Genomic DNA, 26,066 nt, shown 5'->3' with positions numbered 1-26,066 from the left:
GCCCCGCGTCGCGGCCGCGGCGGTTGCCGCGACGGCGACGCTCCTCGGCCTCATCGCCACGGCCGGACCCTCATCGGCCGCGGCCGACGAGGTGCTGCTGTCCTACAACAAGCCGGCGCAGGCGTCGACATCGCAGAACGACGGCAGCTGCTGGGAGTGCACCCCGGACAAGGCGCTCGACAACGACCCGGCGAGCCGCTGGGCCACCTCCCCCGAGGGCGGCTGGGTGGACCCTGGCTGGATCTACGTCGACCTGGGTGCCACCGCCGACATCAGCCGCGTCGTCCTCCAGTGGGACCCGGCCTACGCCGTGCACTACCAGATCCAGGTCTCCGACGACGCCCAGAACTGGGAGACCGTCCACGAGACCACCGACGGCCCCGGTTACCGCGAGGACATCGCCGTCACCGGGACCGGCCGCTACGTGCGGATGTACGGCACCGAGCGGTCGAACGGCTACGGGTACTCGCTGTGGGAGTTCCAGGTGTACGGCACCGGCGGCTCCCCCGAGACCCCGCCGCCGCTGCCGCCCGACCCGTCCGACCCGCCGGAGCTGGTGTGGAGCGACGAGTTCGACGGCCCGGCGGGCGCCACCCCGGACCCGGCCAAGTGGAGCGCCGACCCGGGCAACGGCCGCAACAACGAACTCCAGATGTACACCGACAACGAGAACACCACGATGGACGGCAACGGCAGCCTGGTGATCGAATCGCGCCGCGAGGAGACGCCCGGGTCCGCGTGCCCGCCCGACCCGCTGAGCGGCAGCACCACCTGCCAGTACACCTCGGGCCGCATCAACACCTACGGCAAGTTCGACTTCACCTACGGGCGGGTCGAGGCCCGCATCCAGGTGGCCAGTACCCGCGGAATGTGGCCGGCGTTCTGGATGCTCGGCTCCGACTTCTACTCCGAGGGCAGGCCGTGGCCCTACACCGGTGAGATCGACATCATGGAGCACGTGGGCCACGAGCCCAACACCGTGCACTCCACGCTGCACGCCCCGGCCTACAACGGTGCGGGCGGCTACGGCAACTCCTACGAGCTGCCCGAGCCGGCCGCCGCCGACTTCCACGTCTACGCCGTGGAGTGGGACAGCCAGGGCATGGTGTTCACCGTGGACGACCAGGTCGTCCACACCGTCGACCGCGCGGAGCTGGAGCGGACGGTCGGGCCCTGGGTCTTCGACCACGACTTCTTCATCATCCTGAACACCGCGGTGGGCGGCGACTGGCCGGGGCCGCCCGACGGCTCCACCGTCTTCCCGCAGCAGATGCGCGTGGACTACGTCCGCGTCTATCAGTGAGCCGGCCGGCCGTCGGCGCCCGACCTTCCCCGGGCGCCGGCGGCTCGCCACGTCCCCTCAGCAGGCGCGCTCACGCGCTCTGCCGCACCACCAGCGCGGAGGGGAACACCACGGAGGGCAGCGGCCGTTCCCCCGTGTCGATCTGCCGCAGCAGCAGCCGCGCCATCTCCGCCGCCATCTCCTCCACCGGCTGCCGCACCGTCGTCAGCGGCGGATCGCAGGCCAGCGCGGAGCTGCTGTCGTCGAAGCCGACCACCGCCACATCGTCGGGCACCCGCCTGCCGTGCCGGTGCAGCGCCGCCACCGCGCCCAGCGCCATCAGGTCGGAGGCGACGAACACGGCGTCCAGATCCGGGCACCGGTCGAGCAGCCGCTTCATCCCCAGCGCGCCGCTCACCTGGGTGAAATCGCCCTCCGCCCACAGCACTTCGGGCAGTCCGTGCTCGGCCATCGCCGCGCGGAAGCCGGCGAGCCGCTCCTGGGCGACCGTCATGTCCTGCGGCCCGGCGATCGCGCCCACCCGCCGTCGCCCCGTCGCCGCCAGGTGCTCCGCGGCCAGCAGCGCCCCGGCCCGCTGGTCCGCGTCGACGTAGGTGATGGCCGTCGGCGCCGCCGGCCGGCCCGCGAGCACCGCGGGCAGCGCGGTCGAGGCCAGCAGCCGCGGCAGCGGATCGGCGGCGTGCGAGGAGATCAGCACCACCCCGTCCACGTGCCCCTGCCGGAGATAGCCGAGCAGCTGCGTGCGCGACGCCTCGTCGTCCGCCAGCATCAGCATCACCTGCACGCCGCGCGGGCGCGCCACTTCGAGCAGCCCGGTGACCACGCGCCCGAAGTAGGGGTCGGAGAACATCCGCCCGACGAACGGCCCCGACACGTCCCGCTGCTCGCGCTCCGACACCACGAGCGCCACCGAGTCGGTGCGCCGGGTCACCAGGGAACGCGCCGCCCGGTTCGGCACGTAACGGGTGCGGGCGATGGCCTCCTCGACCAGCTTGCGCAGGCGTGGGTCGACGGTCGACTCGCCGTTGATCACCCGGGAGACGGTGGCGCGCGACACCCCGGCGGCGCGCGCCACGTGCTCCAGCGTGACGGGCCTGGGCGGCGAGGGCGGCTCCGTGGTCACCCCGCATTTATACCCTCGTAGGCTGGAGCCCGTGACTGATGAGCGTGCCGTGATCGTCGGTGCGGGGCTGGCCGGCGCGTGGACGGCCGCCCGGCTGAGGGAGCAGGGCTTCGAAGGACGGGTCACCCTGCTCGGCGCCGAGCCCCACCCGCCCTACGACAGACCGCCGCTGTCCAAGGAGGTACTCCTGGGCACGGGCGACGCCGCGGACACCGCACTGGACATCGACTTCGCCGCCCTCGGCGTCGACCTGCTGCCGGGCCGCGCCGCGACCGGGCTGCGGCCCGCCGCGCGGCTGCTCGACACCGACGCCGGGCCGCTGCCGTACGACCACCTCGTGCTGGCCACCGGCGCCGAGCCGGTCACGCTGCCCGGCACCGCCGGACAGCCGAACGTCTCCGTGCTGCGCACCCTGGACGACGCCCGCCGCCTGAAGCGGGTCCTCGACGCCCGCGGCAGCGTGGTGGCGGTCGGCGCCGGCTGGATCGGCGCCGAGACCGCCACCGCGGCCCGCGCCGCCGGCTGCCGCGTCACCGTCGTCGAGGCGGCGCACCAGCCGCTGCCAGGCGCGCTGCCCGCCGCGTTCGCGGAGCCCATGCGGCAGTGGTACGCCGAGGCGGGCGCCGAGCTGCGCACCGGGCACGCGGTCACCGCGGTCCGCGACGGCGAGGTGGAGCTGGCCGACGGCACCGTCATCGGCGCGGACGCCGTTCTCGTCGGCATCGGCTCACGGCCCGCCACCGGCTGGCTGGCCGGGTCAGGGATCGGCCTGGCGCCCGACGGCTCCGTCCGCGCGGACGAACGGCTGCGCACCGACGCGCCGGGCGTGTACGCGGTGGGGGACTGCGCGTCCTACCCCTCCGCCAGGTACGGCAGGCGCCTGCTGGTCCACCACTGGGACAACGCGCTGACCGGCCCCGCCACCGTCGCCGCCGGCATCCTCGGCCGGGCCGAGGTCCACGACCCGGTGCCCTACTTCTGGTCCGAGCAGTTCGGCCGCCGCGTGCAGTTCGCGGGCCGGCACGCCGAGGGCGACCTGCCGGTGCGGCGCGGCGACCCGGCCGCGGGGGACGCCGCCTGGTCGGTGTGCTGGCTGCGGGCGGACGGCACGCCCACCGCGCTGCTGACCGTCGACAAGCCGCGCGACCTCATGCAGGGGCGCCGCCTGCTCCAGCGGGCCGTGCCCCTCGACCCCGCGCTCGTCGCCGACCCGTCCGTACCACTCAAGGCCACCGCCCGCTGACGACTGTCGGTGCGAGATGGCAGGCTGGAGGGGTGACCGAGATTGATGCGAAGACCGACGCTCTCGTCCCCGCCTGGCTCACCCTCCCCGACATCGCGGACGAGCTGGAGGTGGAGGTGACGCGTGTCCGCCAGCTGGTCAAGGAAGGCCAGCTGATCGCGGTGCGCAGGGGGGAGGGCCGCATCCTCCAGGTGCCCGCCGCCTTCATCGGCGAGGGAAAGATCGTCCGCGGCCTGGTCGGGACCCTGACCCTGCTGCGGGACGACGGCTTCACCGACGAGGAGATGCTGGAGTGGCTGTTCACACCGGACGACAGCCTCCCCGGCACGCCCGCCCAGGCCCTGCGCGAGAATCGGGGCACGGAGGTGAAGCGCCGCGCCCAGGCGCTCGCCGTGTGAGCTGACCACCGTGTGAGCTGACCACCGTCACGACCCGAGGGGGACCCATGCGGATCGCCGATGCCCGGCTCTATCTGTGCACCGACGCCAGGAGGCGGGAGGGCGACCTGCCGGCCTTCCTCGACGCCGTGCTGGCCGGCGGCGTCGACATCGTGCAGCTGCGGGACAAGGGCATGGAGGCGGCCGAGGAGCTGGAGCACCTGGCCGTCTTCGCCGACGCCTGCCGGCGGCACGGCAAGCTCCTCGCCGTCAACGACCGGGCCGACGTCGCGCACGCCGCCGGTTCCCACGTGCTCCACCTCGGCCAGGGCGACCTGCCCGTCGCCGCCGCCCGGGCCATCCTGGGCGGCGGCGTCGCCGTCGGCCGCTCCACCCACCGCGAGAGCCAGGTGGACGCGGCCCTGGCCGACCCCGCGGTGGACTACTTCTGCACCGGCCCGTGCTGGCCCACCCCGACCAAGCCGGGCCGGGCCGCCCCCGGCCTGCCGCTCGTGCGGTACGCCGCGTCGGTGGCAGGTGACCGTCCGTGGTTCGCCATCGGCGGCATCGACGCGGGCAATCTGGCGGAGGTCATGGCCGCGGGCGCGCGCCGGGTGGTGGTCGTCAGGGCCCTCACAAAGGCGGCCGATCCGGGCGCGGCGGCGGCGGAGCTGGCCGCCCGGCTGCGGGCGTCCGCGGGCCGGACGGACGGGTGATCCGTTCCGCGCCGTGGGTAACCTGCACTCATGGCTCTTGGGATCGCCAGCAGGATGACCGGACGGGCGCAGACCGTGCGCGAGCTGCTCGCCGCCGGTGAGCGCTCGTTCTCCTTCGAGTTCAGCCCGCCGAAGACCGAGAAGGGCGAGCGCACCCTGTGGAACGCGATCCGCAGGGTCGAGGCGGTGGCGCCCACGTTCGTCTCGGTCACCTACGGTGCGGGCGGCTCCTCCAGGGAGCGCACCGTGCGGGCCACCGAGCGGATCGCCACCGACACCACGCTGACCCCGGTCGCGCACCTCACCGCCGTCAACCACTCCGTCGCCGAGCTGCGCAACATCGTGGGTCAGTACGCGGGCGCCGGCATCCGCAACATGCTGGCGCTGCGCGGCGATCCGCCGGGCGATCCGATGGGGGAGTGGACCAGACATCCGGAAGGCGTCGGCTACGCCGCCGAGCTGGTCGCGCTCATCAAGGAGGCGGGCGACTTCTGCGTCGGGGTCGCCGCGTTCCCCGAAATGCACCCGCGGTCGGTGGACTGGGAGACCGACATCAGGCACTTCGTCAACAAGTGCCGCGCCGGAGCCGACTTCGCCATCACGCAGATGTTCTTCTACCCCGAGGACTACCTGCGGCTGCGCGACCGGGTCGCCGCCGCGGGCTGCGAGACCCCGATCATCCCGGAGATCATGCCGATCACGAACGTACGGCAGATCGAGCGGTTCACGCAGCTCAGCAACGCGGCGTTCCCACCGGAGTTGGAAAGGCGCATCCACGCGGTCAAAGACAACCCGATGGCTGTACGCTCGGTCGGGATTGACTTCGCCACGGAGCTTTGTGCGAGGCTGATGGACGAGGACATTCCCGGACTCCACTTCATCACGCTGAACACGTCGACCCACTCCACGGCGACGCTGGATGTCTACCGGAACCTGGGTCTGGACCAGCGGACTTAGGGCCGGATCTGCGCAGAGAGGGGCGTACATGGGCTGGACGGTCCTCTACCTCGCCTTTGGCGTCGTGGCCCTGTGGCTGCTAGGTGAGGTTCTGCTCCAGTACAAGGCCCGGCTGCGCTGGCGGCTGGTGGCCTTCTGCGGCTTCCTCGGCGTCGTGATCGGGGTCCTGCTGCCCTCGGTGCCCGTCATCGCGCTCGGCGCGGTGGCCTTCGCGACGGGGCAGACGTTCGTCACGCTCTCCTTCCGCCGCGGCTTCTCCACCGGCTGGGCGCTCGGCGGCAAGCCAGGCACCAGCAAGCGGCGCCGGGCGGGCGGCGGCGGCTCGGTGCAGCCGATGCCGCCGGTACCGGACGCCTCGGCCGCCCCGCCCGACGAGGGGCCCGCCACCGCGGAGTTCGCCGCGGCCCGGCCCGGCGCCGAGGACTATCCGGACGCGCCGGACTACGGGGACGGCATACCCCCCGAGCCCGCGGGGCAGCCGCAGCCCGCCGCCGACTACGCGGACTCCTACGCGCCGGGCGGGTACCAGGAGCCGTACCCCGGGGCGCAGGACACCGGCGAGAGCTACACCTACGCCGGGCAGTACGCCGCCGAGCCCGCCGGCTGGGGGGCACCGGAGGAGAGCTGGCGCGGCGGCCCGTCCTACCCCGGCGCCGACCAGCAGGAGGCGCAGCCGTACGCCCCGGCCTATGCCCAGGACTACCCGGCCCAGCAGACCGGTTACGGCGACGAGCAGGGCACGGCCGCCTGGCCGGCGGCCGGCGGCGGCGACCCGTACTACCAGGAGACGCCGCCCGGCGGGCTGTGGGTGCCGCAGCAGCGCGAGCCGTCCGTGGCCGCGCCCGAGCCCGGCTACGGCTATCCGCAGGAGCCGCAGCAGGACCCGTTCCCCGGGCGGAACGGCTACGACTCCTCGGGCCAGGGCTACTACTTCACCGACGACCAGCGCTACTGACCCCGCCACCCGGCGCACGACGGCCGCGGAGCGGCCGAGCCGCGGCCCCAGGACCTGGGCGGTGGCCCGGGATTCAGGACGAGCCGCGCCAGTCGGGGCCCTCGGTGATCAGGCCCGCGGCCAGTGCCCCCGACATTCCGGCGTTGGCCAGGCCGCCGCCCGGGTGGGCCAGCGCCCCGGCCCGGTAGGCGCCGGGCAGGCGGCCCGTGCTGGCCGCCGCCAGGTGGGCGCCGCCGCCGCCCGCGAACGCCGGGGGCGGCACCACCCCGCCCGGTACACCGGTCTGCCGTTCGACGTCGAGCGGGGTGCGCGCCTCGTGCCACAACGCGCGCTCCCGCAGCGCGAGGCCCGCCGCGTCGGCGGCGGACATCAGCCGTTCCGCCCACCGCGCGGCCACGGCGGGCGCGGACCAGTCGGGACCGCCGGCGCCCGTGGGCACCCGCGCCGACAGCACGGCCGTCTCGTGCTCCGCGTCGGGGCGCAGCGCGGGGTCGTCCGGGCGCAGCACCGAGACGGTCAGGCCGTCCGCGTGGACCAGCGTGCGGTGCGGGGTGCCCGCGGGCCGAGCGCCGCGCAGCGCCAGCAGCAGCGTGAACCGGCTGCTGCCCGAGGGCGGTTCCCCGACGCCCGCGGCGCTCCAGACGACCGAGTCGGCCGGGAGCCTGCGGCCGTCGGCCAGTTCCACGCCCGCCGCGCGCCCGTCGCGGGACAGCAGCCGGGCCGCGGCCGTGCCGAACGTGAACTCCACGCCGCAGTCCAGGCACCGCCGGTGGACGGCGTCCGCGAGGGCCCGCATCCCGCCCGCCGGATACCAGGTGCCGAAGGTCTGCTCGATGTAGGCCAGGACGGCCGCGCTCGGCGGCACGCGCTCCGGATCGCAGCCGTAGTCCTGCACCAGGCCCGTCAGCAGCGCGGCGAGCCGCGGATCGCGCAACTCCTGTGCGGCCAGAGCCGCGAGCGTGGCCGGGCGGCGGCGCAGCACGCCGCGCCTCGCCGGATACGGGTCGCCCTCCCCGGTCAGCCGCGCGGACACGGGCGTCGTCAGCGGCTCCTCCATCAGGGGGCGGCGCGTCGCCTCCCAGGTCTCCCGCGCCCGCCCGAGCAGCTCGGCCCAGCGTGCCCCGGCGCCGCCGCCGAACGCCGCGTCCAGGGCCTGCCTGACCCCGCCGAGGGCCGCCGGGAGCCGTACCGCGGTGCCGTCCGTGAACCGGTGCTCCACGGCCGGGTCGACCCGGGCGAGGTCCACGCACCCGGCGAGCTCCACCCGGCCGGTCTTGATGAACAAGTCCCGCCAGACAGCGGGGAAGTACAGCAGCCCGGGCCCGGTGTCGAAGGCGAACCCGTCACGTTCCGCGCGGCCGACCGCACCGCCGTGGGTGCCGGAGCGCTCCACCACCGTCACCCGGTGGCCCGCCCTGGCCAGCCGGGCCGCAACCGCCATGGCGCCCATGCCGGCGCCGACCACCACGATCCGGGACATGGGCCAGCACCTTACCCGGCCTGAGTACCCGGGTGAGTAGGCGCCTGAGTACGAGCGCCGATGGGAGGGGAGGGGCGGCCGCGGGAAGGTTGTTCCTGGCAGGCCCCGGGGGGACCGCACCGCCGGCACGGGGCGGCGGAGCGGGCGGGGGCCCTGCCGTCCCGGGGGTGGGAGCCTCGCCGGGGGTGCGCGGGCTAGGGCCTGTCGCCTCCGGCGAGCCGGCCCCGCAGCAGCAGGGACAGCGCGGCGTGCACCTCGTCCAGCGGCCGGCCCGGGTGGAAGGTCTGCCAGTCCAGGGCGCCGGCCACGACCGTGCCGATGAGGGCCCCGGAGACCAGCCCGACGTCCAGACCGCCGTCGAACTCCCCGGTCTTCATGCCCTGTACGAGCACCTCCTCGACCACTTCCGCCACCTGCCCGCGCAGTTCGACGAGCGTGGCGTGCCAGGCGCGGTTGGGCCGCCACAGTTCCGCGACGAGCAGCCGCGCCAGATCCGGGTGCGCGGCGATGAAGACCAGGCCCGCCCTGGCGACCTCGTCCAGCGCGTCGGCCGCGCCGCCGCCCCGGGCGAACGCCGTCCGCGCCGCGTGCTCCAGGGACGTGGTCAACGGGCGGACGCCATGCCGCAGTAACTCCTCGAAGAGCTCCGTCTTGCTGCCGAAGTTGTAGTACACCGTGCCTTTTGCCACGCCGGCCCGTTCGGCGATCTGGTCCACGGTGGTGGAGGAGAAGCCCTGTTCCGCGATGAGCGCCACCGCGGCCTCGTGGAGCCGCTGCCGGGTCGCGCCGCGTCGGGTGCCCGTGCCCGTCCTAGTCATGGGGCGATTCTCTACCTCCCCCCTCGACGGCTTGCCGGAGGGATTGTCAGTGCCGTGCGTCACCATGTGCACAGGTACGCATACCGCGCAGAAGCAGCGCACGGATCGCATGGCACGCACCGAGCAAAACGTATGGATCGACGGGCCGCACCGCCGCGGCCCACGAGGCCGAGGACCACCGCACGACGCAACCGGACCCCGGCGGACCCACCGCCGACCGACGTGAGTGACGACTGACTGGAGGCTCGTCATGACCGGACTCCCGACCGATGTGCACCCCGTGCCGCGCCGGGCGCCCGCGCCGCCGGCCGCCCTCGGCCTGCTCGCGCAGGCATCGCGCGGCCTGGACGAGGCGGCGGCGCTGGCGGACCCCGGCGAGTCCTATGTCGCCGCCCACCTCGCCGCCCTGCGCGCGGCGGCGGCCGTGCTCGCGGTCCGGGGCCGCCCCGAGACCACCTCGCGCGGCCGGCGCCGCATCCGCAGCGTGTGGGAGGTGCTGCCGGAGATAGCCCCCGAGCTGGCCGAGTGGAGCCTGCTCTTCGCCGCGAGCGCCGACCGGCGGGCCCGGATAGAGGCGGGGATCAGGGATGTCGCAGGCCCGGAGGACGCGGCGGACCTGCGCCGTGCCGCCGGTTTCTTCCTGCGCCTGGTGGAGGACCGTCTGCTGCGGCAGCCGGTGCTCCGGGCGGAGGGGGACCGGGGCGGACCCGCCGCGAAGTAGGGTGGTGACGCCCCCGCCACAGCGCACCGAGGAGCCAGCTGCCATGCCGTCAGAGTCGAGGGCCCGGGCCGCGGCGGCCCCGTTGCCGGGACCGCACGCCGCGCTGCGGGCCGGGGTGGTGTGGGAGGTGCTGCGCGCCGCGCTGGTGCGGCGGGCGGAGGCGGCCGGGCGGCAGGCGCTCGACGTTCTCGACACCGGTGGCGGCAGCGGCAGTTTCGCGGTTCCGGTCGCGGGCCTCGGCCACCGGGTGACGGTCGTGGACCCGAGCCCGGACGCGCTGTTCGCGCTGGAGCGCCGGGCCGCGGAGGAGGGGGTGGCCGACCGGGTGACCGGCGTCCAGGGCGATACGCACGACCTCCTCGACGTCGCCGGACGCGAGCGGTATGACCTGGTGTTGTGCCACGGCGTACTGGAGCACGTGGACGATCCCGCCGCGGCGCTGCGCGCCGTGGCCGGGGCGCTGCGGCCGGCCGGCGGCACGGTGAGCCTGCTGGTGGCGGGCGCGGGTGGCGCGGTGCTGTCCCGGGCGCTGGCCGGGCGGTTCACGGAGGCCAGACAGGTGCTCGCGGACCCGGCCGGGCGCTGGGGCGAGGGTGATCCGGTGCCGCACCGGTTCACCGTTGAGCGCCTGGCGGAGTTGGTGGGGGCCGCGGGCCTGGTCCCGGGGGAGGTGCAGGGCGTCGGTATCTTCGCGGATCTGGTGCCGGGCTCCCTGATGGATGCCGAGCCGGCGGCGTTGCAGGCCCTGACCAGCCTGGAGGCGGAGGCCGCCGCGCTGCCCGCGTTCCAGGCCATCGCGGGCCGGCTGCACCTGCTCGCCGGACTCCCGGGGGACCAGTAGTCCCGTTCCTCGTATCATCGGGAGGAAGCCCTCCGGCATGATCCGGGTCAGGCGAGGGAATGAGTTTTCCACCCCCGCAGGGTCCGGCGCCCGGGTGTGGTGGGCGAAATTGGCGTACAGGGGTGGGTTTCACAGGGAGACTTCCCTGCCTATCCTTGAAGAGTCGGATCGGGTCGCACCGCGACCGACGAGTAGGAGGACCCCGTGCCGCTCTCGGACCACGAGCAGCGCATGCTCGAGCAAATGGAGCGAGCGCTGTACGCCGAAGATCCCAAATTCGCGACAGCGCTTGAGGGGACCGAGCTGCGCACCTTCACGCGCAAGCGGGTCTACCAGGCCATTGCCGGCTTCCTGGTCGGTATCGGCCTGCTCATGGGGGGCATGGTCACCCAGTTCATCGCGCTGAGCGTGGTGGGCTTCCTCGTCATGCTCGGCTGCGCCGTCGTTGCGGTGACGGGCTGGCGCAGGGCACCGGCACAGGGCCAGGGGCAGCAGCGGAGTGCGGGTTCTTCCCGCGGCCGCCAGCCCCGCGCCCAGAAGCAGCGCCGCTCCATGATGAACCGCATCGAGGACCGCTGGCAGCGGCGTCGCGACGAGCGGGACGACTAAGGCGACTAAGGCTTCGGACGTTTTTCCGAGACATTAGAGAATCGGCTTACCGCCACGAGGGCCCCCGGAATCACCGGGGGCCCTTGCCGTTCCCTTGCCGTTCCCGCGGCCGGCTCTGGCCGCCGTGTGCTCCTACCGTCACGTACGGCGGGTGGCCAGCCGGGCCAGCCGGGCCAGTCGCGCCCGCAGCCGCTGTCCGGCCGCGGCCCTGCGCTCGGCCGCCAGGTGCATCACCCGCATGGCGGAACGCGGCAGCAGCAGCGCCCGCAGCCGCGCCCAGCGTCCCGACCCGGCGCGCAGCGCCCCGGCCGCCGCCTGCACGTCGTGGGCCAGGCTCCGCCGCGGCAGCGACGCGCGCGGCGCGTACAGCTCCTCCTCGACGGCCGAGGCCACCCGGCGCACGGCCGCGGCCGACTCGTCCGCCAGCTCGGCCACCCGCACGACCCGTTCCGCCGCCTGCCGCGGCGTCTCCCAGGGCTGCGGCTCTATTCCGAAGTCCCAGGCCGTGTCGTTCAGCTCGCGCCAGGCGGCGAGCGTCCCGGCCTCCGCCGTCAGCCGCCGGGACCTGGCCCGCGAGCGCCACAGCAGCGGCCCCGCGAGCGCCAGCGCCACCAGCAGGCCGCCGCCGGTCCACAGCAGCGGCCAGACGGGGAATCCGGCCTCGTCCTCGTCGCTTCCCGGCAGCCGCGGCGGCTCCCCGCAGCCCTCCTCGCCCGGCGTGCAGGACTCCGGCGCCTCCGAGGGCGTGTTCGGCTCCGGCTGCGTCGGCGTGGGCTCCGACGCCTCCGGCCGTTCGGTCGGGTCCGGCTCGGGGCGCTCAAGCTCCGGCCTGGTGTACTCCGGCGCGTTGCCCTGCCCCGGGGTCGGCTCGAAGCGGACCCAGCCCACGCCCTCGAAGTACAGCTCGGGCCATGCGTGGGCGTTGTGGGTGCCGACCTGGAAGGAGCCGTCGGCCTGCCGGATGCCCGGCGTGAAGCCGACGACGACCTGCGCGGGGATGTCCAGCGTGCGGGCCATCGTCGCCATGGTGAAGGCGAAGTGGACGCAGAATCCTTCACGCTGGGACAGGAAGTTGACGATGGCGTCGGCGTCGCTGCCCGCGTCGACCGAGGTGTCGTAGCGGAAGCCGCCTTCCTGGGTGAACCAGTTCTGCAGCGCGACGGCCCGCTCGTAGTCGTTGCCCGCCTCCCGTGTCACCTCGGCCGCCGTGGACCCCACCGCGGGAGGGAGGTCCTCCGGGAGCCGGGTGAAGTACGTGGCCCAGTCCTGCGGGGGCGCCGGGGCGTTCGCCAGCTGCTCCGCCGTCGGCTCCACCAGCAGGTGCCCCACGTCGTACGTCGCGCCCCTGGTGGTCAGGTCGCTGTCGTCCGAGGCCAGCGTCTGCGAGCCGCGGTCGAACAGCCAGCCCTGCCCGGTCTCGATCCACTCCGCCGGATACGGAACGGGCAGCGAGGACTGCGCGTACGAGTCCGACGCCTCGATGGTGGTGACCACCTCCGTCCTCGGCACGTCAGGCGCCAGCCCAGGCACCGGCCACGGCGTCTCGGGCAGCCGGTTCTCGATCCAGCCGGCGGAGGTCCACTCCTCGCCGTCGAACGTGTCCAGCGCGACCAGCCGCAGGTACATGTCCGAGGCGGCGGGGCTGTTCGTGACGTAGGTGAGGACCTCCTGGTTCTGCGGCCTGTTCAGCTGGTCCTGAAGGGAGACCACCGGGTTGACCGCGGTGAGCTGCCCGCGGCCGCCGCCGCCGGAGCCGCCGCTCCCGTCCAGGTCGAGGAAGCCCTCGCCGAGCGAGGGCAGCAGCGCGGGCGCCAGCACCGCGATGCCCAGCGTCAGCGCGCCGATGCGGCGCCCAGCCCGGGCCCGCGGCCCGGCGGCCAGCGCCCGGTCGTGCGGCGTCATCACCCGGCCGTGCCCGGGGCCGGACAGGAAGCGGCCCCAGCGTCCCAGCCGTTCGCGCCCCTCGGCGAGCAGCAGCACCAGATAGCCGGCCGCGGCCGCGAGGAAGTACGGCCAGCCGCCGTCCTCCTGGGCGACCCCGGCGGCCACCGAGTACAGGGCGAGCAGCGGGAGTCCGGCCGCGGCGGCGCTGCGCATCGGCACGGCCAGCAGGTCCACGAGCAGCCCGATGAGCAGGACACCGCCGAAGATCATCAGGCGGATTCCGTCGGTCGCGGGCGCCGGTACCACGTAACGGCCGATGTCGTCGGCACCGGCCGTGAGCAGCCGCCCGAACTCGTCGAACGCCGTCGGCCCCGGCAGCAGCCCGCCGACCGCGTGGTCCCGCGCGCTGACGATCGTCAGCATCACCAGCGAGGCCAGCACCTGAACGGCGAACACCCCGGCGACGGGCATGCCACGGCCGCGCAGCAGGGCCCCGATGCCGGTCTGCACGGCCAGCAGGACCGCCGTCTGCACCAGCCAGTCCGACCCGTCGATCAGCGGCAGCAGCGCGCCGGCCGCGGCCAGCGTCGCCAGCCACGCGGCGACCGCCATCCGTATGGTGCCGTCCATCCGGCCGTTCATCCGCCCGTCCACCTCATCCGGCTCAATCCGGTCGTTCAGTACGGCCCTCGGCCCGCGGCCGACAGCTCCAGGGCGGCCTGCTGCCACAGCCGGCCCAGCGGCACCCCCGGGGGGTGCGCCAGCGCGGTCCAGCCCGCGCCCAGGAGGCCGCGCAGCCGGTCCGCCTCGAAGGCCGGGTCCAGCTGGCCGGCCGCGACGAAGGCCACCGCGGCGTTCGCGCGCTGCCGCAGCGCGCCGAGCGCCGCCGCCTCCCGCCGGCCCACCGTGCCGGTGAACGCGATCAGCAGCCCGCCGTCCCCGCCCCGCACCGCGCCCGCGGCGTCCGTGAAGTCCTGGCCGGGCGAGTGGTCGACCACCGCGAGCGCGTCCATGATCAGCCCGGTCGTCTCCGCCGCGTCGGCGCCCTGGCCGCCGGGCCCCGGCAGCAGCAGCCCGGCGTCCGTCACCAGCCGCACCTCGTAGCCCCGCCCCGCCAGGTGCGACACCACCGAGGCCGCGCCCGAGACCGCGCGTTCGAACGGGGAATCCGGGCCGCCGCCGACGTACCCGCCGCGCCTGGTGTCCAGCAGCACGGTGCAGCGCGCCCGCAGCGGCTGCTCCTCGCGCCGCACCATCAGCGCGCCGCGGTGCGCGGTCGACCGCCAGTGCACGCGCCGCAGATCGTCGCCGTGCCGGTAGTCGCGGGGAATGATGTCGTCGTCGCCCGCCACCGCGATCGTGCGCTGCGAACCCTCGCCGTGCCCCTTGCTGTCACCGCCCAGACGTATCGGCGGCAGCGCCTCGATCCGCGGCAGGACCGTCATCACGTCGTACGCGTTGAACGACCGGCTCAGCTCCACCATCCCGAACGGGTCCGCCAGCCGCAGCTGGAGCGGCCCCAGCGGATAGCTCCCGCGCTGGTCGGAGCGCACCCGGTAGGTGACCTCCCGGCGCCCGCCCGGCTCGATGCGGTCCAGCACGAACCGCGGCCGCGGGCCCAGCACGTACGGCACCCGGTCCTGGAGGAGCAGCAGCCCGCTGGGGATGCGCGCCACGTTCTCCACGCGCAGGTGGACCCGCGCCTCGGACCCGGCCGGCACCCGGGCCGGCGTCAGCCGCCGCGCCGCGGCGACCCGGCTGCGGGTGCGGTGCAGCACCAGCACGCACAGCACCGGCAGCGCGGCCAGCAGTATGCCCACCCGCAGCAGGTCGGGCTGTCCGAGCACGTAGGCGCACACCGCGGCGGCGGCGCCCGCGGCCAGGAACGACCGGCCCCGGGTGGTCAGCCCGCTGAACGCCGCCCGCAGCGGTCCGCGGTCGTCCTCGCCGCCCGGCGCGGGGCCGGCCGCCGCCATCAAGCGCCCCGCAGACGCTGTGCCGCGTACGGGTCGGGCACCGACGTGCGGCGCAGGATCTCGGCGACGAACTGCTCGGTGGTGTGCCGGTTCAGCTGGGCCTGCGCGCTGGGCAGCAGCCGGTGGGCGAGGACGGGCACCGCGAGCTGCTGGACGTCGTCCGGCAGCACGAAGCCCCGCCCGGCCAGCGCCGCGGCGGCCTTCGCCGCGCGCACCAGGTGCAGCGTGGCGCGCGGCGAGGCCCCGAGCCGCAGCTCCGGGTGGGTGCGCGTGGCGGCGGTCACGTCCACGGCGTAGCGCCGCACCGAGTCCGACACGTGGATCTCGCGCACCGCCTCGATCAGCTTGACGATGTCGTGCGCGTGGGCCGCGGGCTGGAGCGACTCCAGCGGCGAGAAGCCGCCGTGCGCCTGGAGCATCCGCAGCTCCGCGTCGGGGCTCGGGTACCCGACGGACACCCGCGCCATGAACCGGTCCCGCTGCGCCTCCGGCAACGGGTAGGTCCCCTCCATCTCCACCGGGTTCTGCGTGGCGATCACCATGAACGGGTTGGGCAGCTCGTACGTGCGGCCATCGGCCGAAACCTGCCGCTCCTCCATGGCCTCAAGCAGCGCCGACTGCGTCTTGGGCGAGGCGCGGTTGATCTCGTCGCCGATGACGATCTGGGCGAACACCGCGCCCGGCTTGAACTCGAACTCCTTGCGCTCCTGGTCGTAGATGCTGATCCCGGTGATGTCGGAAGGCAGCAGATCCGGCGTGAACTGGATGCGCTGCACCGAGCAGTCGACGGACCTCGCCAGCGCCTTCGCCAGCATCGTCTTTCCCACGCCGGGAACATCCTCGAGCAGCAGGTGCCCCCCGGCCAGCAGAACTGTCAGCGAGAGCCGCACGACCTCCGGCTTGCCCTCGATCACGCTCTCCACCGCGCGGCGCACCTGCTCCGCGGTGGCGCTCAGATCGGTGAGCTTGGACTGCTCCTCATAGGTCGTCACCCGGCCCTCCTCGGCCCCTCATCCCATGCCCGGTCCGACGTGTGGCACGGGCTGCACAGATAACCGGGACACCGAATCCGCCCCGGACGGTTGCTCCCCCCGAGCATTCTTCACACCCGGGGGACGCGCGTCACGGGGCCGGGGAGTCCGCCAGGTGGATCTCACGGAGCAGACCGGTCGTTACATCGAACACAAAGCCGCGTACGTCCTCAGTGTGCGGGAGGAAAGGCGAGGTGCGCACGCGGGCCATGGACTGCCGCACATCCTGGTCCAGATCCGTGAACGACTCGACCGCCCAGTTCGGTTTCTGGCCGACTTCGAGCTCCAGCTCGTGCCGGAAGTTCTCGGTGAGACCGAGCAGCCCGCAGCCCGTGTGGTGTATCAGGACGACCGTCCTCGTGCCAAGCTGGCGCTGACTGATCGTCAGGGACCGGATGACGTCGTCGGTGACCACACCTCCCGCATTGCGTATGGTGTGGCAGTCGCCCAGGGAGAGTCCGAGGGCCGCGTGCAGGTCGAGCCTCGCGTCCATGCACGCCACTACGGCAACCTTGCGTACCGGCCTGGCGTCCATTCCCGGGTCGGTGAATCCGCCGGCGTAGCGCTTGTTGGCCTCGATGAGCTGGTCAGTGACCGCGTCCGTCATATCTGCGACGTTAATACGGCCCCTGTGCGCCCGTCTCGCCGAGTTGGGTGATGCGGGTCACAGTAAAGCGGCGGGCTGCCGCGTTAGCCCGAAACGCCGCACCCGACGAACCTCAGTGATTGACCGCGGAAACAGGTGGGCTAGTGTGACGCGCACTGGGAGGCGTGCACCAGGCCGCCGTCTTCGCCCGTCACCTGTCTCACCTCCCCCCGGAAGGCACATGACGACCAGCAACGACCGGCCGCCGGAAGTCCGGCACCGCCCCGTGATGCTCCAGCGCTGCCTGGACGTGCTGGGCCCGGCGCTGCGCGGGCCGGAGCCGGTCGTGGTCGACTGCACCCTCGGCCTCGGCGGGCACGGCGAGGCGCTGCTCGCCGCCTTCCCCTCGGCCCGCCTGATCGGGCTCGACCGCGACCCGGAGGCGCTGCGGCTGGCGGGGGAGCGCCTGGCACCGCACGGCGACCGGGCCACGCTGGTGCACGCCGTCTACGACGAACTCCCGTCCGTGCTCACGGACCTCGGCCTCACCCGCGTGGCCGCCGTGCTGTTCGACCTGGGCGTCTCCTCGATGCAGCTGGACGAGTCCGGCCGTGGATTCGCCTACGCCAGGGACGCCCCCCTCGACATGCGGATGGACCAGACCACCGGGCCGAGCGCCGCCGACGTCCTCAACACCTACGCGCCGGGCGAGCTGGTCCGGGTACTGCGGACCTACGGAGAGGAACGGTTCGCCCGTCGCATCGTCGAAGCGGTCGTCGCCGAACGCGCCCGGCAGCCCATCACCTCCAGCGCCCGCCTGGTCGCCCTGATCCGCGAAGCCCTGCCGCAGGCGGCCATGCGGACCGGCGGCAACCCCGCCAAGCGCACGTTCCAGGCCCTGCGCATCGAGGTCAACGGCGAACTCGCCGTCCTCGGGCGCGCCCTGCCCGCCGCCGTCGCCGCCCTCGCGGTCGGCGGGCGCATCGCCGTCCTCTCCTACCACTCCCTGGAGGACCGGCTCGTCAAGCGCACCCTGGCCGAGGGCGCGGCGACCACCGCGCCGCCCGGCCTGCCGGTCGTGCCCGAGGAGTACCAGCCGCGCCTGCGGCTGCTGACCCGCGGTGCGGAAGTGCCGGACGAGCAGGAGGTCGCCGACAACAAGCGCGCCGCCCCCGCCCGGCTGCGCGCGGCGGAGCGCATCCGGGAGGAGGCCGTCACATGAGCCGCTCGCAGCGCCCTTCGGCGGCCGGCGCGCCCGGCCGCCTGGCCCGGCTGACCGGCCTGGGCCCCGCCCGCGGCTCCTCGGCCGCCCGCACCCCGTTCGTGCTGCTGGTCGTCGTGCTCCTCGGCGCCGGGATGCTCGGCCTGCTGTTCCTCAACGCCTCCCTGAACCAGGGCTCCTTCGAGCTGAGTGAGCTGCGCCGCGAGCAGAAGGAGCTGACCGACCAGCAACAGCAGCTCCAGGCCGAGGTCGACGGCTACTCCGCCCCCGACGCGCTCGCGGAACGTGCCCGTGAACTCGGCCTCGTGCCCGGCGGCCCGCCCGCGTTCATCGGCCCCGACGGCTCGGTGCTCGGCGACGCCGAGCCGGCGCCCGCGCCCAGCCCCGAGGCCGAGGAGACCGAGGACGGGGGCACCGAGATCCCCGAGGGGCCCGTCGCCCCCCAGTCGGGACCCGCGGACGGCCCCGCGCCCACCCCGGAGCCCGCGCCCACCCCGGAGGAGCCCGGCGCTCCCTCCGGCACGGGCGCCCCCCAGGCGCCGGGCGCGAACGTCGCACCCGAGCCGGGGCACGCGCCGGAGCCCACGCCCGCGCCCACCGCTCCGGCGGACAGCACCGACGAGCCCATGACGCCGCCCGCGCCGCCCGTGCCGGGCCCAGGGGAGACCCCATGAGCAGCCAGAAGCCCCCGCGCCCCCGGCGCCCCAAGCCCGACGGCGGCCCGCTGCGCCTCGGCAGCCCCCGGCCCCGCCTGCGCCTGGTCGGCCTCGCCCTCACCCTGGTCATGCTGGCCTTCGGTATCCGCCTGCTCCAGGTCCAGGCCGTCGGCGCCGACTCGTACACCGAGCAGGCGGCCATCAACCGTTACGTCACCGTCGAACTGTCCGCCGAGCGCGGCGACATCACCGACCGCAACGGCCAGGCGCTCGCCACCACCGTCGACGCCTACGACATCACCGCCGATCCCCTCCTCTTCAGCGAGGAGGAGTCCGGCATTCCCGACGCCCCCGAGCGGGCCGCCGCGCTGCTCGCCCCTATCCTCGGCCGCGACGAGGCGGAGCTGGCCGCCCTCCTGGACGACCCCGAGTCCCGCTATGCCCTCCTCGCCCGCCAGCAGACCCCGCAGACCTGGCGGCAGATCCAGGACGTCCGCGCCAACCTGGCCGAGCAGGCCGCCAAGGGCACCGGGCAGCAGGTGCTCTCCGGTGTCTTCGCCGTGGAGAACCCCAAGCGCAGCTACCCCAACGACGAGCTGGCCGCCTCCGTCCTCGGCTTCGTCAACGCCGAGGGGCAGGGCGGCGGCGGCCTTGAGGCGCAGCTTGAGGAGCAACTGCGCGGCGAGGACGGCGAGATCAGGTACGCCCAGTCCGGCGGGCGGCGCGTGCCGACGGCGGGCGAGGAGGAGCAGCCGGCCGTCCCCGGCCTCGACATCGAGCTGACCCTGGACCGCGACGTGCAGTGGGCCGCCCAGAACGCCATCGCCGAGCAGGTCGAGGCGTCCGAGGCCGACAGCGGCTACGTGGTCGTGCAGGACACCGTCACCGGCGAGATCCTGGCCCTGGCCAGCGCCCCCGGCTACGACCCCAACGACATCGCCTCCGCCGACGCCTCCGGCCTCGGCAACCCGGCGCTCGAAGACGCCTACGAGCTCGGCTCCACCAGCAAGGTCATCACCATGGCCGCCGTCCTGGAGGAACAGGCCGCCACCACGGGCACCCACGTGACCGTGCCCAACCGGCTGCCGCGCGCCGACCGCAGCTTCGCCGACCACGTGAACCACGAGACGCTGTACCTGACCCTCGCGGGCGTCCTGGCCCACTCCAGCAACATCGGCACCATCCTCGCCGCCGAGGAGCTGGGCGACACCCAGGCCGAGGCCAACGAGATCCTGCACTCCTACCTCGGCGCCTTCGGCTTCGGCCGGCCCACCGGGCTCGGCTTCCCCGGCGAGACCGCCGGCATCCTGGCCGACCCGGAGGACTGGAACTCCAGCCAGCAGTACACGATCCCCTTCGGCCAGGGCCTGTCCGTCAACGCCGTCCAGGCCGCCTCCGTCTACTCCACCATCGCGAACGGCGGCGAACGCGTCACCCCCAGCCTGGTCCGCGGCGCCACCGGGGCCGACGGCCAGTACGAGCCGGCGCCCGCGCCGGAGCGCGAACGGGTGGTGAGCGAGGAGACGGCCGAGGACGTCACCCGCATGCTGGAGACCGTCGTCGTCGACGAGGAGGGCACCGGCAGCGCCGCCCGCATCCCCGGCTACCGCGTCGCGGGCAAGACCGGGACCTCCAACCGGGTGGACCCGGAGACCGGCGTCTACGACGGCTACACCTCGTCCTTCGCCGGCTTCGCCCCCGCCGACGAGCCCCGCCTCACCGTGTACTGCGCCGTCCAGAACCCCACCGAGGGCGCCTATACCGGCAGCGAGGTCTGCGGGCCGGTGTTCAACGAGGTCATGCGCTTCTCGCTGGCCGCCCTGGAGATCCCCCCGACGGGCGAGGAGTTCGCCGGGCTCCCGGTCACGTTCGACCCCGACGCATGACCGTCCCGACGCACCCCGACGCACGAGGAAAGCGGAGCATCAGCACGTGAGAACCATCACCGACGGGTCGGCCTCGTTTCGCTCCACCCCCGCCGCGCCCGGTACGCTCACCGCCGTGCCACACGCTGATCACTCCCGCCCGGCGCCCCGCCCGCGGCACGTGAGCCCCGTGCCCCTGGCGACGCTGGCCGAGCTGCTCGGCACCGCGGTCCCCGAGGGCGAACACCCGGTCACCGGCATCACCCACGACTCGCGCGCCGTCCAGCCGGGCGACATCTACGCGGCCCTGCCGGGAGCCAGGTTCCACGGCGCCGACTTCGCCGTCCAGGCGGCCGGTCTCGGCGCCGTCGCCGTCCTCACCGACCCCTCGGGCACCGAACGCGCCGCCGCCACGGGGCTGCCCGTGCTGACCGTGCCAGACGTCCGCGCCCGCATGGGCGCGGCGGCCGTCGCGATCCACGGCGACCCCGGCCGCGACCTGCTCCAGATCGGCGTCACCGGCACCTCGGGCAAGACCACCACCGCCTACCTCATCGAGGGCGGTCTGCGCCATGCCGCAAAGGACGGCGAGGAGACCGGGCTGATCGGCACGGTCGAGACCCGCATCGCCGGGGAGCGCATCAAGTCCGAACGCACCACCCCGGAGGCCACCGAGCTCCAGGCCCTCTTCGCGGTCATGCGCGAACGCGGGGTGCGGTCCGTCGCCATGGAGGTCTCCAGCCACGCCCTGGCCCTCGGCCGGGTCGACGGCTGCGTGTTCGACGTGGCGGTCTTCACCAACCTGAGCCCGGAACACCTCGACTTCCACCCGGACATGGAGGACTACTTCCGGACGAAGGCGCAGCTGTTCACGCCGGCGCGGGCCGGGGTGGGCGTGGTCAACATCGACGACGAGTACGGCAGGCGGCTGGCCGCCGAGGCCGGCGTCCCCGTCACCACCTTCTCCGCGGAGGGCCACCCGGACGCCGACTGGCGCGCCGCGGACGTCGAGATCGGGCCGCTCGGCTCCACCTTCACCGCGCTCGGCCCCGACGGCACCCGCTTCCGCGCCGCGGCCCCCCTGCCGGGGCCGTTCAACGTGTCCAACGCGCTGGCCGCGATCACCGCCCTGGCCGTGGCGGGCCTCGACCCGCGGACCGCAGCGGAGGGCATCGCCGCCGTACCCGGCGTCCCCGGCCGCCTGGAGCGCGTCGACGCGGGCCAGCCCTACCTCGCCGTCGTCGACTACGCACACAAGCCCGACGCCGTCGAATCCGTGCTGTACGCCCTGCGCAAGGTCACCAGGGGCCGCGTGCACGCCGTGCTCGGCTGCGGCGGCGACCGGGACCCGCACAAACGCCCGCGCATGGGCGCCGCCCTGGCCCGGCTCGCGGACACCGCGGTGCTCACCTCCGACAACCCGCGTTCGGAGGACCCCCTCGCCATCCTGGCCGCCATGCTCGCCGGCGCGGCCGAGGTGCCCGCGCACGAACGCGGCACCGTGCTCGTCGAGGAGGACAGGGCCGCCGCCATCGCCGCCGCGGTGGCCCGCGCCGAGGCGGGCGACACCGTCCTGGTGGCCGGCAAGGGCCACGAGCTGGGTCAGGACATCGCCGGAGTCATCCGGCCCTTCGACGACAGGGACGAGCTGCGCGCCGCCATCGGGCGCTGCCCGTTCTCCCCGACGGCAGCGCATGCCCCCACCGCTACCTGCGCTGTGTCCCCCACTGCCCCACCCGATCAAGACCCCGACGCCAGGCGAGGCCCGTTGCAGTGATCCCCCTTTCCGTTGCTGAGCTCATCACGGTCGTGCGGGGAGAGCCGCACGACATACCGGAGTCGCCACCCCGCATCACCGGGCCCGTGGTCATCGACTCCAGGCTGGCAGAGCCCGGCTCCCTCTTCGCCGCACTGCCCGGTGCACGCGTCGACGGACACGACTACGCCGCCACGGCCGTCGCCGCGGGCGCCGCCGTCGTGCTGGCGACGCGCCCGGTGGGCGTCCCCGCGGTCGTCGTCGACGACGTGACCGCCGCCCTCGGCGCGCTCGCGCGGCACACCGTGCGCAGTCTCGGCGCCACGGTCGTGGCGCTCACCGGCTCGGCCGGCAAGACGAGCACCAAGGACCTCATCGCCCAGCTGCTCCAGCGGGCCGGACCCACCGTCTGGCCCGCCGGCTCGTTCAACAACGAGATCGGCCTGCCGCTGACGGCGCTGCGCGCCGCGGAGGACACCCGCTACCTGGTCCTCGAAATGGGCGCGCGGGGCATCGGCCACATCCGCTACCTGACCTCGCTGACGCCGCCGCGCATCGGCGCCGTGCTGAACATCGGCACCGCGCACATCGGTGAGTTCGGCGACAGGGAGGCCATCGCGGCGGCCAAGGGCGAGCTGGTCGAGGCCCTGCCGCCGGCCGACGAGGGCGGCGTCGCGGTGCTGAACGCCGACGACCCGCTGGTGCGCGCCATGGCTGCCCGCACCCGCGCCCGCGTCGTCCTCTTCGGCGAGTCCGAGGAGGCCGCGGTCCGCGCGGAGCGGATTCGGCTGACGCCCGAAGGACGGCCCGCGTTCAGTCTGAGCACCCCCACCGGGTGCGCCGACGTGACCATGCGGCTGTACGGTGAGCACCACGTGTCGAACGCGCTTGCCGCTGCGGCTGTTGCGCATGAGGTAGGCATGTCCGCGGAGGCCATCGCCGAAACACTGACCACCGCGGACCCGCTCTCGAAGTGGCGGATGGAGGTCACCGAGCGAGCGGACGGCGTGACCATCGTCAACGACGCCTACAACGCCAACCCGGATTCCATGAAGGCCGCCCTGCGGGCACTCGCCGCCATGGGCGAGTCCACCAGGGCGAAGGGGGGGCGCACGTGGGCGGTGCTCGGCCAGATGGCGGAGCTGGGTGACGATGCGTTCGCCGAACACGACGCGGTCGGGCGGCTCGCCGTCCGGCTCAACGTCAGCAGGCTCGTGTCCGTGGGCGGCCAGGAGGCCGCCTGGCTGGACATGGGCGCCAAGAACGAGGGTTCGTGGGGTGAGGAGTCGGTGCACGTGTCCGACGCTGGGGCAGCGGTGCGGCTGCTGCGCGATGAGCTGCGGCCGGGAGACGTCGTGCTGGTCAAGGCGTCCAGGTCGGTCGGCCTGGAGGACGTGGCCCTCCGGCTGACGGGCGACGCCGACGGCGCCGATGGCGAGGTCGCCGCCCGATGAGGCAGATCCTCTTCTCCGGTGCGATCGGACTCTTCCTGACCCTGATCGGCACCCCCCTCCTGATCAAGCTGCTGGCCCGCAAGGGATACGGCCAGTACATCCGCGACGACGGTCCCCGCGACCACGCCAGCAAGCGGGGCACGCCCACGATGGGCGGCATCGCGTTCATCCTGGCGACGCTCATCGCCTATGCGGTCACCAAGATCGTGACCGGCTCGCAGCCGTCCATCTCGGGCCTGCTGGTGCTTTTCCTGATGGCCGGTATGGGCCTGGTCGGCTTCCTGGACGACTACATCAAGATCGTGCGGCGCCGCAGCCTCGGTCTGCGCGCCGGCGCCAAGATGCTCGGCCAGTTCATCGTCGGCGTCACGTTCGCGATCCTCTCGCTCAACTTCGCGGACGCCCGCGAACTCACGCCCGCCTCGACGCACCTGTCGTTCACCCAGGACTTCAGCTGGTCCATCGGGCCCGTGCTGTTCGTGCTGTGGGCGCTGTTCATGATCCTGGCGATGTCCAACGGCGTGAACCTGACGGACGGTCTGGACGGCCTGGCCACCGGCGCCTCCGTCATGGTCTTCGGCGCCTACGTCTTCATCGGCGTGTGGCAGTACGGCCAGACCTGCGCCGACGAACTCACCGCGGGCGCGTCCTGCTACGAGGTGCGAGATCCGCTCGACGGGGCGGTCGTGGCCGCCGCGCTGATGGGCGCCCTCTTCGGCTTCCTGTGGTGGAACACCTCGCCGGCCAAGATCTTCATGGGCGACACCGGCTCGCTCGCCCTCGGCGGCGCGCTGGCCGGCCTGGCCATCGTCTCGCGCACCGAACTGCTCATGGCGGTCCTCGGCGGCCTGTTCGTCCTGATCACCATGTCCGTGGTCATCCAGGTCGGCTCGTTCCGGCTCACCGGACGGCGCGTGTTCAAAATGGCGCCGCTCCAGCACCACTTCGAGCTGAAGGGGTGGAGCGAAGTCCTGGTCGTGGTCAGATTCTGGATCATCCAGGGCATGTGCGTGATCGTCGGTATCGGCATCTTCTACGGCACCTGGGTGGCGGACTGGTGAGCACCTTCGCGGGGCAGCACGTGACCGTGGCGGGCCTGGGCGTGAGCGGCATCAGTACCGCGCGCGCCCTGGCCCGGCTCGGCGCCCACGTCACCGTCGTCGACGGCGGCTCGGGGGAGCGGCAGCAGGCGCACGCCGCCGAGCTGGCCGGGGACGGCGTCGACGTCAGGCTCGGCGACGGAACGATCCTCCCCGCCCGCACCGAACTCGTCGTCACCTCGCCCGGCTGGCGGCCGGACCACCCGCTGTTCGCCGCCGCCGACGCGGCGGGCGTCGAGGTCGTGGGCGACGTCGAGGTGGCCTGGCGGCTGCGCGGTGCCGCCGGGCCGCCCTGGCTGGCCGTCACCGGCACCAACGGGAAGACCACCACCGTGCGCATGCTCGCCGCCATCCTCTCGGCGGCGGGCCTGCGCACCGCGGCGGTCGGCAATATCGGTACCCCGCTGATCGACGAGGTCACGGCCGAGCCGCCCCACGACGTGCTCGCCGTCGAACTGTCCAGCTACCAGCTGCACTGGGCGCCCTCGCTGCGCCCGCATTCCGCGGCGGTGCTGAACCTGGCGCCCGACCACCTGGACTGGCACGGGTCGATGGAGTCCTACGCAGCCGACAAGGGCCGGATCTACCAGGGCAACGAGGTCGCCTGCGTCTACAACGTGGCCGATCCCGCGACCGAGACGCTGGTCCGCAAGGCCGACGTGACGGAGGGCTGCCGGGCGGTCGGCTTCACGCTCGGCCCGCCCGCGGTCTCCCAACTCGGCGTCGTGGACGGCATCCTGGTCGACCGGGCCTTCGTCGAGGACCGGCAGACCCAGGCGCAGGAGCTGGCCGGGGTCGCGGACGTCGACCCGCCCGCCCCGCACAACATCGCCAACGCGCTGGCCGCCGCCGCCCTGGCCCGCGCCTACGGCGTCCCGGCGCACGCGGTGCGCGACGGGCTGCGGGACTTCCGTCCGGACGCGCACCGCATCCAGCACGCGGGCGACGTGGCGGGCGTGCGGTACGTGGACGACTCCAAGGCGACGAACACCCACGCCGCCGAGGCGTCCCTCGCCGCCTACCCGTCCGTGGTGTGGATCGCGGGCGGCCTCGCGAAGGGCGCCACGTTCGACGACCTGGTGCGCGGCGCCGCGCCGCGGCTGCGCGGGGCCGTTCTCATCGGCGCCGACCGGCAGCTCATCGCCGAGGCACTGGCGCGACACGCCCCGGATGTGCCGGTGGTCGACCTCGCCCGGACGGACACTGGGGCGATGGCGGAGGCCGTCCGCGAGGCGGCCCGGCTGGCCCGGGCGGGGGACACCGTCCTGATGGCGCCGGCGTGCGCCTCGATGGACATGTTCACCAACTACAACGAGCGCGGTGACGCGTTCGCCGCCGCCGTTCGCGACCTGGCCGACGGCCGGGCAGGAAACGAGCAGTAGCCCGCGGACCG

At 74.0% G+C, this 26,066-nt stretch carries 22 protein-coding genes and 1 pseudogene; 16 read left to right on the top strand and 7 right to left on the bottom strand.

The features are described 5' to 3' along the window. Nucleotides 1-88 precede the first annotated feature (88 nt). Nucleotides 89-1,303: pseudogene (locus tag RM779_RS32470) on the top strand (family 16 glycosylhydrolase); the annotation flags it as partial. 70 nt (nt 1,304-1,373) lie between these two features. On the opposite strand, the gene RM779_RS32465 reads toward RM779_RS32470, so the two are convergent. Next, nucleotides 1,374-2,426, bottom strand: a complete 1,053-nt coding sequence (locus RM779_RS32465; RefSeq protein WP_311621387.1) for a LacI family DNA-binding transcriptional regulator — start codon at nt 2,424-2,426, stop codon at nt 1,374-1,376. A 31-nt stretch (nt 2,427-2,457) separates the two neighbouring features. Between RM779_RS32465 and RM779_RS32460 the strand changes: the two genes are divergently transcribed. From RM779_RS32460 to RM779_RS32440, 5 genes are read left to right on the top strand one after another with little or no spacing between them, the layout of a single operon-like run. Continuing rightward, nucleotides 2,458-3,669 (top strand): NAD(P)/FAD-dependent oxidoreductase, encoded by a 1,212-nt coding sequence (locus RM779_RS32460; RefSeq protein WP_311621386.1) that lies wholly within the window; start codon nt 2,458-2,460, stop codon nt 3,667-3,669. A 32-nt stretch (nt 3,670-3,701) separates the two neighbouring features. Beyond that, nucleotides 3,702-4,067 (top strand): Rv2175c family DNA-binding protein, encoded by a 366-nt coding sequence (locus RM779_RS32455; protein ID WP_077061959.1) that lies wholly within the window; start codon nt 3,702-3,704, stop codon nt 4,065-4,067. 47 nt (nt 4,068-4,114) lie between these two features. Continuing rightward, on the top strand, nt 4,115-4,762 hold the full coding sequence (gene thiE / locus RM779_RS32450; RefSeq protein ID WP_311621385.1) for a thiamine phosphate synthase: 648 nt from the start codon (nt 4,115-4,117) through the stop codon (nt 4,760-4,762). 30 nt (nt 4,763-4,792) lie between these two features. Continuing rightward, complete coding sequence (gene metF / locus RM779_RS32445; RefSeq protein ID WP_311621384.1) at nt 4,793-5,719, top strand: methylenetetrahydrofolate reductase [NAD(P)H]; 927 nt, start codon at nt 4,793-4,795, stop codon at nt 5,717-5,719. Between the two features lie 28 nt (nt 5,720-5,747). Further along, nucleotides 5,748-6,674: a hypothetical protein gene (locus RM779_RS32440; protein WP_311621383.1), complete on the top strand. Its 927-nt coding sequence runs from the start codon at nt 5,748-5,750 to the stop codon at nt 6,672-6,674. Nucleotides 6,675-6,747: 73 nt separating this feature from the next. Here RM779_RS32440 and RM779_RS32435 read toward each other — a convergent pair whose 3' ends face one another. Continuing rightward, nucleotides 6,748-8,154 carry a phytoene desaturase family protein gene (locus RM779_RS32435; RefSeq protein WP_311621382.1) on the bottom strand — a complete coding sequence of 469 codons (1,407 nt, stop codon included), beginning with the start codon at nt 8,152-8,154 and terminating at the stop codon, nt 6,748-6,750. A gap of 194 nt (nt 8,155-8,348) precedes the next feature. Further along, nucleotides 8,349-8,972: a TetR/AcrR family transcriptional regulator gene (locus tag RM779_RS32430; RefSeq protein WP_311621381.1), complete on the bottom strand. Its 624-nt coding sequence runs from the start codon at nt 8,970-8,972 to the stop codon at nt 8,349-8,351. A 250-nt stretch (nt 8,973-9,222) separates the two neighbouring features. Here RM779_RS32430 and RM779_RS32425 point away from each other — a divergent pair, with 250 nt between their 5' ends. The 3 genes from RM779_RS32425 (at nt 9,223) to RM779_RS32415 (ending at nt 11,143) form a co-directional block, all read left to right on the top strand. Beyond that, complete coding sequence (locus RM779_RS32425; RefSeq protein WP_311621380.1) at nt 9,223-9,693, top strand: SAV_6107 family HEPN domain-containing protein; 471 nt, start codon at nt 9,223-9,225, stop codon at nt 9,691-9,693. Between the two features lie 43 nt (nt 9,694-9,736). Further along, nucleotides 9,737-10,534, top strand: coding sequence for a class I SAM-dependent methyltransferase (locus tag RM779_RS32420; RefSeq protein ID WP_311621379.1), 798 nt, complete (start codon nt 9,737-9,739; stop codon nt 10,532-10,534). A 204-nt stretch (nt 10,535-10,738) separates the two neighbouring features. Then, a complete protein-coding gene (locus RM779_RS32415) occupies nt 10,739-11,143 on the top strand; it encodes a DUF3040 domain-containing protein (RefSeq protein WP_077061967.1) in 405 nt (134 codons plus the stop codon). Between the two features lie 138 nt (nt 11,144-11,281). Here the strand turns inward: RM779_RS32415 and RM779_RS32410 are convergent, their stop codons facing one another. From RM779_RS32410 to RM779_RS32395, 4 genes are all read right to left on the bottom strand, one after another. Beyond that, nucleotides 11,282-13,657, bottom strand: a complete 2,376-nt coding sequence (locus RM779_RS32410; RefSeq protein WP_311621378.1) for a transglutaminaseTgpA domain-containing protein — start codon at nt 13,655-13,657, stop codon at nt 11,282-11,284. Between the two features lie 47 nt (nt 13,658-13,704). Next, nucleotides 13,705-15,003 carry a DUF58 domain-containing protein gene (locus RM779_RS32405; RefSeq protein WP_311621377.1) on the bottom strand — a complete coding sequence of 433 codons (1,299 nt, stop codon included), beginning with the start codon at nt 15,001-15,003 and terminating at the stop codon, nt 13,705-13,707. Further along, a complete protein-coding gene (locus RM779_RS32400; RefSeq protein WP_311621376.1) occupies nt 15,003-15,995 on the bottom strand; it encodes an AAA family ATPase in 993 nt (330 codons plus the stop codon). The genes RM779_RS32405 and RM779_RS32400 overlap by 1 nt, the downstream gene beginning before the upstream one ends. A 130-nt stretch (nt 15,996-16,125) precedes the next feature. After that, complete coding sequence (locus RM779_RS32395) at nt 16,126-16,641, bottom strand: beta-class carbonic anhydrase (protein WP_077061970.1); 516 nt, start codon at nt 16,639-16,641, stop codon at nt 16,126-16,128. Nucleotides 16,642-16,861: 220 nt separating this feature from the next. Between RM779_RS32395 and rsmH the strand changes: the two genes are divergently transcribed. From rsmH to murD, 7 genes are read left to right on the top strand one after another with little or no spacing between them, the layout of a single operon-like run. Next, on the top strand, nt 16,862-17,842 hold the full coding sequence (gene rsmH, locus RM779_RS32390; RefSeq protein ID WP_311621375.1) for a 16S rRNA (cytosine(1402)-N(4))-methyltransferase RsmH: 981 nt from the start codon (nt 16,862-16,864) through the stop codon (nt 17,840-17,842). Then, nucleotides 17,839-18,516, top strand: a complete 678-nt coding sequence (locus tag RM779_RS32385) for an FtsB family cell division protein (RefSeq protein ID WP_311621374.1) — start codon at nt 17,839-17,841, stop codon at nt 18,514-18,516. The genes rsmH and RM779_RS32385 overlap by 4 nt, the downstream gene beginning before the upstream one ends. Continuing rightward, complete coding sequence (locus RM779_RS32380; RefSeq protein WP_311621373.1) at nt 18,513-20,384, top strand: peptidoglycan D,D-transpeptidase FtsI family protein; 1,872 nt, start codon at nt 18,513-18,515, stop codon at nt 20,382-20,384. Before RM779_RS32385 ends, RM779_RS32380 begins: the two co-directional genes overlap by 4 nt. A 46-nt stretch (nt 20,385-20,430) precedes the next feature. Further along, nucleotides 20,431-22,140 carry a UDP-N-acetylmuramoyl-L-alanyl-D-glutamate--2,6-diaminopimelate ligase gene (locus tag RM779_RS32375; protein ID WP_394813443.1) on the top strand — a complete coding sequence of 570 codons (1,710 nt, stop codon included), beginning with the start codon at nt 20,431-20,433 and terminating at the stop codon, nt 22,138-22,140. Continuing rightward, on the top strand, nt 22,137-23,573 hold the full coding sequence (locus RM779_RS32370) for a UDP-N-acetylmuramoyl-tripeptide--D-alanyl-D-alanine ligase (RefSeq protein ID WP_311621371.1): 1,437 nt from the start codon (nt 22,137-22,139) through the stop codon (nt 23,571-23,573). Before RM779_RS32375 ends, RM779_RS32370 begins: the two co-directional genes overlap by 4 nt. Continuing rightward, a complete protein-coding gene (mraY, locus tag RM779_RS32365; protein ID WP_311621370.1) occupies nt 23,570-24,634 on the top strand; it encodes a phospho-N-acetylmuramoyl-pentapeptide-transferase in 1,065 nt (354 codons plus the stop codon). Before RM779_RS32370 ends, mraY begins: the two co-directional genes overlap by 4 nt. Continuing rightward, nucleotides 24,631-26,055, top strand: coding sequence for a UDP-N-acetylmuramoyl-L-alanine--D-glutamate ligase (murD, locus tag RM779_RS32360; protein WP_311621368.1), 1,425 nt, complete (start codon nt 24,631-24,633; stop codon nt 26,053-26,055). Before mraY ends, murD begins: the two co-directional genes overlap by 4 nt. Nucleotides 26,056-26,066: the final 11 nt, after the last annotated feature.

Origin of the sequence: Streptomyces johnsoniae, assembly GCF_031845565.1 — a bacterium.
Classification (GTDB): domain Bacteria; phylum Actinomycetota; class Actinomycetes; order Streptomycetales; family Streptomycetaceae; genus Streptomyces; species Streptomyces johnsoniae.
This window is presented reverse-complemented; position numbering and strand designations above follow the sequence as displayed.